This window comes from Paraburkholderia sp. GAS32, assembly GCF_050434225.1.
In the GTDB taxonomy this organism is placed as follows: domain Bacteria; phylum Pseudomonadota; class Gammaproteobacteria; order Burkholderiales; family Burkholderiaceae; genus Paraburkholderia; species Paraburkholderia madseniana.
On sequence record NZ_JBNPVS010000011.1, the window covers coordinates 1 to 14,616 of the forward strand.

Below are 14,616 nucleotides of genomic sequence, written 5' to 3' on the forward strand. Positions count from 1 at the left end.
ACAGCCGGCAAAGAGAAGTAGGTGCCGCCCCGCACAGGGGCAACGCTAATAGACCACTAACAATTCAAGGAAAGGCCAAAGCCCTAAGAACACGGACAATAAGCGCCGCGAAGGCAAAAACCCTAACTATTTCCTAGCAGCCAGATCCACGTCCAATCCCCCATCCTCCCCCATCCTCACAATCCCCTTGGAAACATCCCTTCGATATCCATAAAGATCAAACTTCATGACCCCAGGATTAGAACTATCCCGAATAAAAGTCCTCGCATTCGTGACCAACGAATTAAACATCTTCACATCACCCGACTCGATCCAGACAAAACTCTTCGCCGCCCCAACAGGCGGCCTCGCAGCGGCAATAGAAGCATCCCGCTTGAACTTCAACACCAACCCCTCATCAGTCACCGTCGCACTAGCCAGCCGCCCCTGCAAAACCGGCGGCGGAAACACGGTGTACTGATCGAACACCAGTTCGCTACCCTTCAACGCAACACCCTTGCGTGTAAACGGCGTCAACGACGCCAACGGAATATCCAGCGCCCGCAACAACCCCGCCTGCGGCACCCCCAGCACCTTCACCGAGGTCGGCTCATAGACAAGATGCCGCTCATCCTTAGCCACGATCGTGCCGCTCATCGTCGTCGGCAGCCACACGCCAGGAAAGTGATTCCACAACTTGATCCCGCCCGATACTTCCAACTTGCCATCCACCGGCTTCAACTGCAAATCGTTCAGCGAACGCGGCTCATAGTCGAGCAGATAATCGTTGAACAACGCCGCCATGGCAGGCCACGGCTCGACCACTTCGCCGCCAATGATCCGAATGTCGTACTGGTCCGGATCGTCGAGGTCGACCGGTTGACCCGGCTTCTTCGGCACCATCTGCGCATCCAGCGAACGCACATGAAAGCCGATTCGACCCGATACGTAGAAGTCGACATTCTCGACGTGAATCAAGGGTGCAGGTCCGGACGAGTGCCGCTCGTCGCTAATCGCAGAGCCGGGCGTCGCCATGCTCTGACCGACAAATGCCGCCCGCGTGCCGACCGGGATCGCGCGTGCAACCGATGCCGTCCGCAAAGTCTGCGGCACCTGTTGCCAGACCAGGCGCGCCTGCGCGAGCGACGCCTGCTGCGCGCGAATGAAGCTGTCGTTAAAGCGCGCGCTCGCGCTGCCCACTTGCGTCGGCGCATCTTTCGACGCGCTGGCTAGCGTGGGATATGACGGCAAATGCACGTCCAGTGCGCCTGCCTCGTCGAAGGTGAAGTAGCCGGCCGCCATCTGGTCGCGGTAGTGATACAGGTCGAGTACGAACGGCGCATTCGTATCAAGTGGCGTTAGCGCCATGTCGATGTTCATAGGCATCGAACGCATGAATTTCACGTCGCCGCCCTGCACCAGCATGCCGCGCGGTGGCATCGTCGTGGGCCAGTCGATCTTCTGCACCGTGTGGTCGTCGAGCATGAAGCGGACACCTGCCGCACTGGTATTGATCTGCGTGATCGTCATGCGCAACGCGGGCGGTGGCGTGAGTTTGGCCACCTGCATCACGACGTCGTCACCGTCGAGACGCGCGATCGGCGTGTCCACCTTCAACAGGTCGGCCATCTTCACGTGCGCAGCCTGCATCAGCTTGTCGGCACCGACGCCGGCCACTTCGACGTGGTCGGCATGGAACACGAGGTTGTCGGCGTTGCGCATCGACAGCGACCCGAACAGCACGATCGGCACCCACGTGTCGCGATGCATTTCGCCCGTAATTCGCAAGGTGCCGCCGTCTTGTGGCACCACTCGCATATTGCGCAGCGGCGAGCCCTGGTACTGGAACAGGTAGCGATTGAAAATCGCAGTGAGCTTGGCGCTGTCGAGCGTGACGTCGCCACGGTGGACGTTGATCGTCACGCTGGCCGGATCGTCGAACACGATCGGCTGTCCAGCGCGCGCCGGCGTCAGCGTCGCGGCCATGTCGTGAATCATGAAACCGATGTCGCCGGTCACGCGAAAGTCGACGTCGCGTGCGAACATCAACGATCCGTCGATGCCGGAATCGCGCAGCGTCAGCGGACGGCTGCGCTTCTCGGTCATGCCGCTCGCGGCCGGCACGCGTGCGGCGACGCGCTGTTCGGCAGCAAGCTGCTTGGCCTTGGCGAGTTCGAGCGAGGGGCGCGATGCGGAGGCAGGCTGATCAACGCTCGCAACGGCGGCGCTGTTCGATGCGGTAGCGACGCCGTTCGTGGCGTTAGCGGTGGGTCCCGCGGCATCCGGTTGAGATTTTGCCGTCAGCAGACTGTCGTTGTTGCTCACAGCGTTCGCTGCCGCGCTCGTTTGTGCCGACGGCGCGGATGCGGCATCGCCGGTCGTGGAGCTCGCGTCGGCGCACGCGGACATCAGCAGTGCAGCCGTCACCAGCGCGGCGCCTGCGCCGGCTCGCGTGCGCCACGTTTCTCCGAGCGGCGTTCGCGCCAATCGACGCGACAACATTCTTTGAAGCGGCCGCAGCGCGGGCTCCGCCTGCACGCCGTCAGCCGATGTTTCGCCCAATGCGCCTGTCTGTTTCATGATGTCTCCTCCTGAGGCCGCGGCGCGTCTTTTGCGCGCCCGGCACGGCATGGTCGGTCGCACATACGTCGGCTTTAAACACCGTGCCGCCGTTGCGCGCCTTTGACCTGATTGTCTTGATTTGTCAGCGCGCTGCCGACAAGATTTCTGGAGGACGCTCACCAAACGATCAAGCGTTTGAATCGCCACAACAAGTCACTGGAAAGCCCCACGCATCAGGCTTGAGCGCGCTGTACGCAAACGGGATTCAAACGGCATCCAGAGCGCGATTTGGGCGTGGAACGAGGGGCGCGTGCATCGCGCAGTGCGTGACGCGCATGTCAGAACAGCAAAAAGGTCGCAAATTCGAATGCGGCGCTGCAATAAAACCGCAGCGAGACGCCAGCCAAGGACGCTCAGGTTCGGCTTCGCGAAACCGGGCTCGGGCGCCCTATCGAGCGCTGTCCTTCAGTGAGCTGCGGCGACGCCGGGTGAACCAGCGGTTATGCGCAGCTCCGCTACGCATCGCGGCTAACCCACACCCAACCATTCCTGCATAACGTCCGGCCGCTTCACAAACGACGCGAGCGCGTCATCGAAGACAATTTCGCCGTGCCCCATCACCGCAACCCTGCTGGCGATGTCTTGCGCAATGACAAGCCGCTGCTCGATCAGCAGCATCGCCACACCACGATCACGCAACATCCGCAGACATTGCGCGACCTGCCCCATCACCACGCTGGCCAGCCCTTCGCCCGGTTCGTCGATGACCAGCAGGTCGGGGTCGCCAAGCAATGCCCGGGCGAGCGTCAGCATCTGTTGTTCGCCGCCCGATAACACGCCGGCGCGCGTGCGCTTTCGTTCGCGCAGGACGGGGAACAGTTCGTAGGCGTCGTCAAAGGTGAAACGCGGTGCACGGCCGCGAGCGTGCGGCGCCACACCGAGTTGCAGATTCTCATGGACGCTCAGCGTCGGAAACACGTCGCGATGCTCTGGCACGTAACCGAGCCCCAGGCGGGCGATCTCGAAGGTGCGTAGTCCGCCGAGCGCGTGGCCGGCAAAACGCAACTCGCCCTCGCTGCGCACGAGGCCCATGATCGCGCGCGCGAGCGTCGAGCGTCCGGAGCCGTTGCGCCCGACCAGTGCGACGACTTCGCCGGCGTCGATCTGCAAGTTGACACCGTGCAGGGTCTGGCTCGCGCCGTACCAGGCGTTCAGTTGTCGAATGTCGAGCAAGGCAGTCATGGGCGGACGCCGTCGCCAAGATAAGCGGCGCGCACGGCCGCATCCGCGCGAATCGCCGCCGGCGTGCCGGTCGCGATGATCCGGCCTTGCACCAGCACCGAAACGCGGTCGGCAATCGCAAACACGGCGTCCATGTCGTGCTCGATCATCAGCAACGTACGGCCGGCGGTGGCCGCGCGAATCAGTTCGATGGCGCGCGCCGCTTCTGCGCGGTTCATGCCCGCAGTTGGCTCGTCGAGCAGCAAGGTGTGCGCGCCGCCTGCAAGCGCAAGGCCGAGGTCGAGCGCGCGCTGCTCGGCATAGCTAAGCGTGCCGGCCTGGATATGTCTGCGCGCACTCAGCCCCACGGCTTCGAGCACCTGCTCGGCACGCGCATCGACCGTGGGTGAGCCGCTGAAACGCTGCCACCAGCGCGTGCGGTCGCGCTCGGCCAGCATGGCCGCGCAGCGCAAATTGTCGAATACGCTGAGGCGTGCGAACACGCTAGTGGTCTGGAAGCTGCGCGCGAGGCCCCGGCGCGTGATGGCGGCCGGCGCGAGGCGCGTGATCTCCGCGCCGAACAGATCGATGCGCCCGGCGTTCGGGCGCGCGCCGCCGGCGATCAGATTGAAGAGCGTCGACTTGCCTGCGCCGTTCGGCCCGATCAATGCATGGCGCTCGCCGGGCTCGATCGCAAGATCGACGCCGCGCAGAATCCGCGTGGCGCCGATGCGTTTTTCGACGCCGTAGACCGCGAGGGCCGGGATCATCGCGCGTCTCCGGCGATCTGCGTGGCGCTGGCGCGCACGGCAAGACGTGCTTGCGCACGATGTGCATAGTGCGCGGCGAGTGCGCCTGGCGCGGCCAGCATGAACACCACGACGCCGAGCCAGAAATGCGGCGAGGCCGGTTCCAGCGGCACACCGATGACGCTGAACGCCGCGCCATCGGCCGCGTCAAATTGCACGGCATACGCCCACTGCACCGCGAGCACTACGGCCAGCGTCCATAGCGCCGCTGAAGCCGCGCCCCATAGATACGCCTTGCCGCATACGCGCCAACCGTAAGCGGCAACACGTGCCGTGTGCCGCTGCATGAAGCCCGCCAGTCCATCCGGCGACGCCACCACGATCACGACAAAGAATAGCCCCAGATAGAACAGCCATGCCCGCGTCACGCTCGCCACCGCGACGCTGAAAAACGTCAGGACGATCGCGCCCGCGACCGGCCCGAAAAACGCTCCTGTGCCGCCCGTCACCGTCGCGATCAGCACGGCGCCCGAGCGCATCATGCCGACGCTTTCCGTCGACACCAGTTCGACATTGATCAGCCCCAAGGTGCCTGCAATACCGGCAAAAAACGCCGACATCACCACCACGCCATAGCGGATACGGCGCGGATAACAGCCGATCGCCGCGGCGCGCACTGGGTTGTCGCGCACGGCGTTGGCTAGCCGCATGAACGGTGTGCGCGACAACACGAACATCGCGACGCTCGCCAGCACGCACCACAGCGCGATCAGCGCATACGCCTCGCGCGCCGGGCCGAAACTCCAGCTTGCGAGCATCGGTCCGCTCGCGCGATCGATTGGCACGCCGGCCTCGCCGCCGAACCAGTCGGGCAGCGTCCACGCGGCCGCGGCGACGAGCTCGCCGATGCCGAGCGTGATCATCGCGAAGGCCGTCCCGGCGCGCCGCGTCGACACGAAACCGAACAGGACTCCGCACAGCGCGCCGCCGATGCCGCCGATCAACGGCAGCAGCACCAACGGCACACCGATGCGATTGAACACTTGCGCCGCAATGAGCGCGCCGAGGCCGGAATAAGCGGCATGTCCGAAAGAAAGCAAACCCGTTTCGCCGAGCAGCAGGTTGTACGAAAGCGCGAATACGATCATCGTCGCGGTTTGCGCGAGATAGGCGAGGAGCCAGCTTTGCGGCCAGACAAAGGGCGGCACGGCGAGGAACAGAACGAGCGCGAGCCATGGCGCGAACCTGCGCAACATCGAGCGCGGCTTGACTGCCGGCGCAGCAAACTTCTCGGGCGGCTCACGCATGATCGTCACGCCGTCCGAACAGTCCACGCGGGCGCAGCGCCAGCATGGCGACAAGCAGCAGATAGGGAATCAGCGGCGCGAGTTGCGCGAGCGTCAGCGTGTCCCATGCGTCCGGCAGCACGCCTCCGAATACGGCCGTGAGATCGCCCAGTGACACGTCGCTTGCTACCGCGAAGGTCTGCACGCAACCGACGATCAGCGATGCCGCCAGCGCCCCGCTCAACGAGCCCAGTCCGCCGATCACGACCACCACGAAGACGATCGAGCCGAGCGACTCCGCCATCGACGGTTCGATCACGAAGAGCGGCGCACCGATCACGCCGGCCAACGCGGCGAGCGCTGTGCCTGCCGCGAACACACCGGTGAACACGCGCGGCACGTTGTGGCCGAGCGCCTCGACAGCGCTCGCATGCGTGAGCGCGGCGCGAACGATCAGCCCCGCCTTCGACACGCGCAGCACCGCGTAGAGCACCGCCAGCATCGCCAGCGACACCACCATCATGAAGGCCCGATAGCGTGCAAAGGCCGCGCCGTAGAGGGTGAACAACGGCCCGTCGAGCACGGCCGGAACAGTCGCGCCAAGCGGACTCAAACCCCAGCCGAGCTTGACCAGCTCACCGAGCAGATACGCGGCGCCGAAAGTCAGCAACAACTCGGGGAGATGACCGTGCACACGCACGCGCCGCAGCAGCCAGCGCTCCAACGCCGCGCCGATCAAGCCGACGATCAGCGGCGCGATCACGAGCGCACTCCAGAAACCCGCATGCGCCGCCACCGAAAAACCGACGTACGCGCCGAGCATGTAGAAGCTCGCGTGCGCGAAATTCAGCACGCCGAGCATGCTGAAAATCAGCGTCAGGCCCGCCGACAGCATAAACAGCAGCAGGCCGTAACTGACACCGTTGAGCAGGTTGATGACGAACGACTGCACGCGCCTATTCCGCCTGCACAGCGACGGTCAGCGGTTCGAGCGCCGCGCGCAAGTCGGCGGGCAAGCTCACCGGGCGACGCGTGACGCGATCCACATACACGTGCACGAAATGCCCTTGGGCGGCGGGTTGATCTTCGCCCTCCTTGAAGAGACCCACTTCGTAGCGCACGCTCGAGGTGCCGAGCCGCACGACCCGCAAGCCCGCTTCGACGCGCTCGGGAAACACCAGCGGCGCGAAGTAATTGCAATGCGTCTCGACCACAAGACCGATCGTCGCGCCATGCTCGAAATCGAGCACGCCGGCGCGAATCAGGTACTCGTTCACCACCGTGTCGAAGTAGCTGTAATAGACGACATTGTTGACGTGGCCGTAGACGTCGTTGTCCATCCAGCGTGTGGTGATCGGTAGAAAATGCGGGTAGGCGCTGCGCGTGGCCGGTGCGGGTTTGTTCATCGCTTACTGCCCCGGTTTTTCGACGAACTCGAACGGCAAGCCGCGCCGCCGCATCCATTCACCGAGCGCCTGACCGGTGCCCGCACGCCATGGACGCAATTTGGCCGGCTCGACCAGCCGGTATTCGAGCAATTCCGGCGACAGCGCGACCGTGCCGTACGCCTTCACGTGATACGCGATGATCAGTTCGTTTTTGCGGATGAATTCGTACACGCCGATCAATTCGACCGTCTCCGCGTGCAGCGAGGTTTCTTCCAATACTTCGCGGGCAATGCCCTCTTCCGGGGTCTCGCCGTTTTCCAGAAAACCGGTGATCAGCGCGAACATGCCTTCCGGCCATGCGGCGTTGCGCGCGAGCAGAATCTTGCCGTCGTACTCGACGATCGCGGCTACCACCGGCAGCGGATTGTTCCAGTGAACGTAGCCGCATTCCGTATCAGGGCAGATCTGGCGGATCCGGCCGCCTTCGTGTTCGGCATCGACGCGCTCGATCAAAGGCGTAGCGCAGCGCGGACAAAATCGGTGTTCGGTCATGGCGAGTGGGTCGTCTCTTATGGTTCGTGTGCGGCGTTGTTCAGTGTTGAATGTCGTGCTGCGGCCGGTTCAGCAACTCGTGCGCGGTGCTGTTTGTACGCCTGGTTCCTGGTTTCAGCTTCCAGTCCAAGTTCACGGTCCCAGCCTGGTCGCAGGCGCGCAGTCGATGCGGTTTCAGGCCAGACACAGCTCGCGCACTTCCGCAGCGAAACGCTCGACGGTTTCCGGCTGCGTGTCCCACGCGCACATCAGCCGGCAACCACCCGCGCCGATGAACTCGTAGAACTTCCAGCCGCGCGCACGCATTGCCTTGGCGGCCTGCGCCGGCAATTGCGCAAAGACCGCGTTCGATTCTCGCGGAAACATGATGCTCACACCGGGAATTTCCTGCAACCGCGTTTCCAGCAAGGCCGCCATTGCATTCGCATGACGCCCATTGCGCAGCCAGACGTCGTTATCCAGCAGTCCGAGCCACGGCGCGGAGATGAAGCGCATTTTCGAAGCGAGTTGGCCGGCCTGCTTCAGACGGTAGGCGAAATCGTCGGCGAGCGAGCGATCGAAGAACACCACGGCTTCACCGACCGGCAAACCGTTCTTGGTCCCGCCGAAGCACAGCACGTCGACGCCCGCACGCCACGTGATCTCGGACGGATGCACGTCGAGCGCCGCGACCGCATTCGCAAAGCGCGCGCCGTCCATGTGCACTTTCAGATGACGCCGCTTGGCGATCGCCGCGATCGCGCGCACTTCCTCGACGGTGTAGACGGTGCCCACTTCCGTCGATTGGGTCAGCGTGACGACCTTCGGCTTCGGGTAATGAATATCGGCGCGGCGCGTGACGACCGCTTCGATCGCATCCGGCGTGAGCTTGCCGCCGACGCCCGGCGCGGTCAGCAGCTTCGAGCCGCCGGAGAAGAATTCCGGGCCGCCGCATTCATCGGTTTCGATGTGCGCGAGTTCGTGGCAGATCACCGAGTGATACGACTGGCACAGCGACGCCAGCGCCAGCGAATTGGCGGCCGTGCCGTTGAACACGAAAAACACTTCGCAGTCGGTCTGGAACAGATCCCGCAGGCGGTCGCAAACCTGGTTGGTCCAGGAGTCGTCGCCGTAAGCGGGTTCGTGGCCGCTGTTGTTGGCGGCGATCAGCGCGTTGAGCGCTTCGGGACAGATGCCGGCGTAGTTGTCGGACGCGAAATGTTGCATGGCTGGCGGCGCGCCCGGCGACGGGCGCGCTGAGATGTCGGGAAAGCCGTCATTTTAGTGCGCCGGTGAGTTATTTGTTTTTTGGCCTGGTATTTGCCTCGTGGGCGGTTCAACGGGCCCATGCGCTCGGCGCAAGGCGGCGGACGAACTTGCCTTGCTGGCGCTTGGACTTGGACTTGCGCCTGCACTTGCACCTGCACCTGCGCCTGCGCCTGCGGGATCGGTTGACGTCGAGGAATGCGCCCCCGGAAAGACCGTTAGTTGCAGCCGCAATCGGGCATGCGGCCACGGCCTCGCGGCATGTGTGCCACGACGATCAGGCCGGCCGCGCCCAACAGTAGCGTCCCCGCCGCCAGCCACAAGGCCGGCGAGAAAGACCCCGTGTGCTCGGCGATCGGCGCGGCCACCAGCGGGCCGACGATCTGGCCGACGCCGTAAGCCGCCGTCGCATAGCCCATCAGGCCGGCCGCTTCGTCGCCAAGCAGGCGCCGCGCCTCTCGCATCGCGAACAGGGTGATGGCCGTAAATGGCAGGCCGATCAGGATGCTGCCGAGCGAGAAACCGCCCGCCGTGGGCCAGACGATGCCGAGCGCAATACCGGCGGCTTGCAGCACATAGCAACCGGCGAGCAGGGTGCGATTGTCCCAATGCACCGGCAGGCGTGCCGCGAGAAGCGCACCGACGATCAAGGCCGCGCCGAACATAGGCCAGAACAGATCGGGCCAGGACGAGCCCGGCAGCGCGTGGCGCGCGATCACCGGCAGGAACGTCGCGGTGATGATGTAGCCGAAGCCGGGCACGCCATAGAGCAGAATCAGCCAGAAGGCGTCGGCGCGGTGCGGGGCACGGTTTGTGGGGGCGTGTTGGCCGGCGGCCGGGATTTGGTTCGCGACGGAGAAATGGTTCGTGGGTCGCTGAATTGCGACGTATTGGCCGGTGTCGTGCTGCCCGGCGGAGTGCTGCCCAGCCGAGCGTTGACTGGCATGAGCGACGGGCATCGACCCGTTCGTGGCAAGCGTCGCGCCTTTTGAAGTGGTGCCGGTCACGGCCCCGAACACGGGCCAAACCACGATCGAAAGCACCGCCGCGATGAGTCCGAAACCGATCCAACCGACCGTCGCGCCATAGCCGCCCGCAGCGCTGACGAGCAAACCTGTTCCGACAATGCCCATGCCCGGGCCCGTATAGATCACCCCGCCCCACCCGTGCGCGCCGAGTTCGGCGAGCCGCCGCAAGCCCCACTGCGAGGCGAACACGAAGGTCCAGGCGCTGACCGCGCCGGCGATGAAGCGCACGACGGCCCACACCCAGAATTGGCTTGTTACGCCCATCGCCAGCGTCAGCAGGACCGTCGCGACAAGCCCCGCGCGCACCATACGCGCCGGTGCCACCCGCAGCGCCGCGCAGGTGATCGCGCCGACGAAATAGCCTGCGTAGTTGGCCGATGCGAGCCAGCCGCCGTGCTGGATATCGATCTGCGGCTGACCGAGAGCGCCGCCGTGAAGCATCAGCGGCAGGAGCGGCGTGAACGCAAAACGGCCGATACCGAGCACCACGGCCAAGGTGATCATGCAGGCAAGCGCCGCGCGGCGGGCAGCGTGACGTTCGGTAGCGGTATCTTGCGCGCTGGAAGCGAGATCAATCATAAGTGGACGGATAGTGGAAGCGGGCCGGCAGTCGCCGGTTTGTTCAATCCATATTAGCTTGACCTTTCGATCACGAAAAATGAATAATTGCGATACCAACCATCTCCAGGAGAGAATCGTGGATCTGGCCGCCTTGACCATTTTTCGTGCTGTCGTGCGGGAAAACGGCGTGACGCGCGCCGCTGCCAAGCTCAATCGCGTGCAATCGAACGTCACGACGCGCATCAAGCAGCTTGAGGAGCAACTGGGCACCGACCTGTTCATCCGTGACGGCCGGCGCCTTGTTTTGACCCCGGCTGGCGAGACACTGCTGCCCTATGCGGAGCGTTTGCTCGCACTCGCCGACGAGGCGCGCCATGCCGTGCGCGAGGATCGTCCGAGTGGGCGCCTGCGTTTGGGCACGATGGAAAGCGTCGCGGCGACGCGTCTACCTGGATTGCTCGCGAGTTACCACCAGCGGTGGCCGGATGTCGCGCTGGAACTCGAAACCGGCACGACCGGCAAGCTGATCGAGCGGGTCCGCGAATTCGAAGTGGATGCGGCGTTGGTGGCGACGCCACCAGATCCAGCCACGCTCGGTGAATTGTTCGAGACAGTGCCGGTTTTCCGCGAAGAACTGGTGATGCTGTCGCCGCGAGGCCATCGGCCGATTCGCGAAGTACGGGATATTGCTTTATCGACGCTGATCGCGTTCGAGCGCGGGTGTGCTTACCGGGCGTACATCGAGAAGTGGTATCTGGAGCATGGCGTAAGGCCGGCCCGCGTTCTGGAGCTCGGCTCGTATCATGCGATCGTGGCTTGTGTCGCCGCCGGCGCGGGAGTGGCCGTGGCGCCGCGATCAGTGCTCGATCTGCAAACCGATACGAGCAACATCGCGGTTCATGAGCTTCCGGATATTGGTGTGATCGAGACGCTTCTCGTCTGGCGACGAGGGCATTTTTCGTCCGCGCTCAATGCGCTGCGGCAAGCGCTTGTGTCGGGAGAGGATGCGGTGGAGTTGACTACCGTTGCACCGGTAGGCGTTGCTTGAATTTTTGCTTGTTGCTTTGCCTGCGTGGCGGGGAACGCTAACCGCCACCGCAATCGGCCAGGTTGATGCACGGCAAGACACGCCAAGGCCAAAAACAACTTGGGCCACCCGGGACGCAAAAACCACCAGCGCCCCGCATGGCCCAATCAAACCCGAATCAAAGCTGGGCTTCGACCCAACCCTTCACGCCTGCCAGTGCCGCCGGCAGATTCGCCGGTTCAGTGCCACCCGCTTGCGCCATATCCGGGCGCCCGCCGCCCTTGCCGCCGACTTGCTGTGCAACGAAGTTAACCAGTTCACCGGCCTTGACCTTCTTGCTGGCGTCCGCCGTCACACCGGCGATCAGGCTCACCTTGCCGCCCTCGACAGAGGCCAGCACAATCGCTGCGCTCTTCAGCTTGTCCTTCAGCTTGTCGACCGTCTCGCGCAGCGTTTTCACATCGGCGCCTTCGAGCGTGGCAGCCAGCACATGCACGCCGGCCACTTCGATTGCCTGACCGGCAAGTTCATCGCCCTGGCTGGAAGCCATCTTCGACTTCAATGCGCCCAGTTCCTTCTCCAGCGACTTCACCTGATCCTGCACCTGCATGATCCGCTGCGTCAGTTCCGACGGCTGCGCCTTCAACACGGCCGCAGCCGCATTGATCCGCGCGTCGAGATCCTGCACGAAGCGCACGGCGTTATCGCCCGTGATCGCTTCCACGCGACGAATGCCGGCAGCCACGCCGCCTTCCATCACGATCTTGAAGAGTCCGATGTCGCCCGTGCGATGCACGTGCGTACCGCCGCACAATTCACGCGAGAAGCCGAGGTCGAGCACGCGCACTTCCTCGCCGTATTTTTCGCCGAACAGCGCCATCGCGCCGCCCTTCACCGCTTCGTCGAACGGCATCACGCGCACAATGCCCGGCGCGTTCGCCAGCACTTCCGCGTTGACGATCGCTTCGACCTGACGAATCTGCTCGTCAGTCATCGGCGCGTTGTGCGCGAAGTCGAAACGGGTCTTGTCCGCATCGACCAGCGAGCCCTTCTGCTGCACGTGCGAGCCGAGCACTTCGCGCAGCGCCTTGTGCATCAGGTGGGTGGCCGAGTGATTGCGCTCGGTGCGGGCACGACGCACCGCGTCGATTTCCGCCTTCACGACGTCGCCGACTTTCAGCGTGCCCTGCTCGAGCGTGCCGTGATGGCCGACGACGTCCGCCTGCACCTTCAACGTGTCGGTCACCGCAAAGCGCACGCTCGCGTTCGCCAGCACGCCCTGGTCGCCGACCTGGCCGCCCGACTCCGCGTAGAACGGCGTGTGGTCGAGCACGACGACCGCCTGCTGGCCGTGGCTCACTTCCTTGACCGACGCGCCGTCAACATACAGCGCGATCACTTTCGCGTCGTCAAAGATAATTTCTTCGTAGCCGTGGAACGTGGTCTTCGCGCCCGAGTATTCGAGGCCCTGCGCCATCTTGAACTTGCCCGCCGCGCGAGCCTGTTCGCGCTGACGCGCCATGGCTTCGTCGAAAGCGGCTTCGTCGACCGTCACTTCGCGCTCGCGGCAGACGTCTGCCGTCAGATCGAGCGGGAAGCCGTAGGTGTCGTGCAGCTTGAACGCGAGTTCGCCGTCGAGCGTCTTGCCACCCTTCGCTTCCAGATCGGCCAGCGCGCTTTCGAGAATCGACATGCCGTGCTCGATGGTCTCGAAGAAGCGCTCTTCTTCCTGACGCAGCACATCTGTCACGCGTTGCTCCGCGTCCTTCAGTTCCGGATAGGCGCCGCCCATTTGCGCGACGAGGTCCGGCACCATGCGGTGGAAGAACGAACCCTTCTTGCCCAGCTTGTAGCCGTGGCGTATCGCGCGGCGCACGATACGGCGCAGCACGTAGCCGCGGCCTTCATTGCCCGGAATCACACCGTCGACGATCAGGAACGAGCACGCGCGGATGTGATCGGCGATCACCTTCAGCGAGTTGTTCGTCAGATCGGTTACGCCGGTTTCGCGGCCTGCAGCCTTGATGAGCGCCTGGAACAGATCGATCTCGTAGTTGCTGTGCACGTGCTGCAGAACCGCGGCGATACGCTCGAGACCCATGCCGGTGTCGACGCACTGCTTGGGCAGCGGCGTCATGTTGCCTTGCGCGTCGCGGCTGAATTGCATGAACACGAGATTCCAGATCTCGATGTAGCGGTCGCCGTCTTCCTCAGGAGACCCCGGCGGGCCACCCCAGACTTCCGGGCCGTGGTCGTAGAAAATTTCCGAGCACGGGCCGCACGGCCCGACGTCGGCCATCTGCCAGAAGTTGTCCGACGCGTAGCGCGCACCTTTGTTGTCGCCGATGCGGATGATGCGCTCGACCGGCACGCCGACTTCCTTCGCCCAGATGTCGTGCGCTTCGTCGTCTTCGTGATAGACGGTGACCCACAGCTTGTCTTTCGGCAGCTGATACACGCCCGTCAGCAATTCCCACGCGTAGTGGATCGCGTCGCGCTTGAAGTAGTCGCCGAACGAGAAGTTGCCCAGCATTTCGAAGAACGTGTGGTGACGCGCGGTGTAGCCGACGTTTTCCAGATCGTTGTGCTTGCCGCCGGCGCGCACGCTGCGCTGCGCGGTTGTGGCGCGCGAATACGGACGCGATTCCGCGCCGAGGAACACATCTTTGAACTGCACCATTCCCGAATTGGTGAAGAGCAGTGTCGGGTCGTTGCCGGGCACAAGGCTCGACGAGCGAACGATCGTATGGCCCTTCGATTCGAAGAACTTGAGGAATTTCTCGCGGATTTCGGCGGCTTTCATAGCGTGCGGGGGACGGGTTTGCCAGTTCCCTGGCTGTTACCGGCGGCATCATGGGGATGCGCCAACTGTTTGTTTCTTAAACGACTGATTATACGGGATCGGCGCCCGTGCGCGGCGGCGGCCCTGTCCCACCCTGGTCCCGATGGCCATTCGGCCAGGTTTGGCCGGGTAGCGAGTGACATGACGAGGCGCGCCGCGCGTCCTATGCCGTTCGG

At 64.0% G+C, this 14,616-nt stretch carries 11 protein-coding genes; 1 reads left to right on the forward strand and 10 read right to left on the reverse strand.

The annotated features are described in order from the left end of the window. Positions 1-126 precede the first annotated feature (126 nt). The 9 genes from P3T25_RS15420 to P3T25_RS15460 form a co-directional block, all read right to left on the reverse strand. A complete protein-coding gene (locus tag P3T25_RS15420) occupies positions 127-2,559 on the reverse strand; it encodes a hypothetical protein (protein ID WP_429358336.1) in 2,433 nt (810 codons plus the stop codon). 510 nt (positions 2,560-3,069) lie between these two features. Then, the gene (locus P3T25_RS15425; RefSeq protein ID WP_154566369.1) at positions 3,070-3,783 is read right to left on the reverse strand and encodes an ABC transporter ATP-binding protein; all 714 of its coding nucleotides are present in this window, start codon (positions 3,781-3,783) and stop codon (positions 3,070-3,072) included. Continuing rightward, a complete protein-coding gene (locus P3T25_RS15430; protein ID WP_429358337.1) occupies positions 3,780-4,532 on the reverse strand; it encodes an ABC transporter ATP-binding protein in 753 nt (250 codons plus the stop codon). The genes P3T25_RS15425 and P3T25_RS15430 overlap by 4 nt, the downstream gene beginning before the upstream one ends. After that, positions 4,529-5,818: a branched-chain amino acid ABC transporter permease gene (locus P3T25_RS15435; RefSeq protein ID WP_429358388.1), complete on the reverse strand. Its 1,290-nt coding sequence runs from the start codon at positions 5,816-5,818 to the stop codon at positions 4,529-4,531. The genes P3T25_RS15430 and P3T25_RS15435 overlap by 4 nt, the downstream gene beginning before the upstream one ends. Beyond that, on the reverse strand, positions 5,811-6,749 hold the full coding sequence (locus P3T25_RS15440) for a branched-chain amino acid ABC transporter permease (protein WP_168435968.1): 939 nt from the start codon (positions 6,747-6,749) through the stop codon (positions 5,811-5,813). The genes P3T25_RS15435 and P3T25_RS15440 overlap by 8 nt, the downstream gene beginning before the upstream one ends. A gap of 4 nt (positions 6,750-6,753) precedes the next feature. After that, positions 6,754-7,203 (reverse strand): acyl-CoA thioesterase, encoded by a 450-nt coding sequence (locus tag P3T25_RS15445; protein ID WP_154566367.1) that lies wholly within the window; start codon positions 7,201-7,203, stop codon positions 6,754-6,756. 3 nt (positions 7,204-7,206) lie between these two features. Then, on the reverse strand, positions 7,207-7,737 hold the full coding sequence (locus P3T25_RS15450) for an NUDIX domain-containing protein (protein WP_154566366.1): 531 nt from the start codon (positions 7,735-7,737) through the stop codon (positions 7,207-7,209). Between the two features lie 174 nt (positions 7,738-7,911). Then, positions 7,912-8,943, reverse strand: a complete 1,032-nt coding sequence (locus tag P3T25_RS15455; RefSeq protein WP_154566365.1) for a threonine aldolase family protein — start codon at positions 8,941-8,943, stop codon at positions 7,912-7,914. A 257-nt stretch (positions 8,944-9,200) separates the two neighbouring features. Then, positions 9,201-10,589, reverse strand: a complete 1,389-nt coding sequence (locus P3T25_RS15460; RefSeq protein ID WP_171927419.1) for a YbfB/YjiJ family MFS transporter — start codon at positions 10,587-10,589, stop codon at positions 9,201-9,203. Positions 10,590-10,707: 118 nt separating this feature from the next. Here P3T25_RS15460 and P3T25_RS15465 point away from each other — a divergent pair, with 118 nt between their 5' ends. Next, positions 10,708-11,619 (forward strand): LysR family transcriptional regulator, encoded by a 912-nt coding sequence (locus tag P3T25_RS15465; RefSeq protein ID WP_154566363.1) that lies wholly within the window; start codon positions 10,708-10,710, stop codon positions 11,617-11,619. A 157-nt stretch (positions 11,620-11,776) separates the two neighbouring features. Here the strand turns inward: P3T25_RS15465 and alaS are convergent, their stop codons facing one another. Then, positions 11,777-14,401, reverse strand: coding sequence for an alanine--tRNA ligase (alaS, locus tag P3T25_RS15470; protein ID WP_429358338.1), 2,625 nt, complete (start codon positions 14,399-14,401; stop codon positions 11,777-11,779). Positions 14,402-14,616 lie beyond the last annotated feature (215 nt).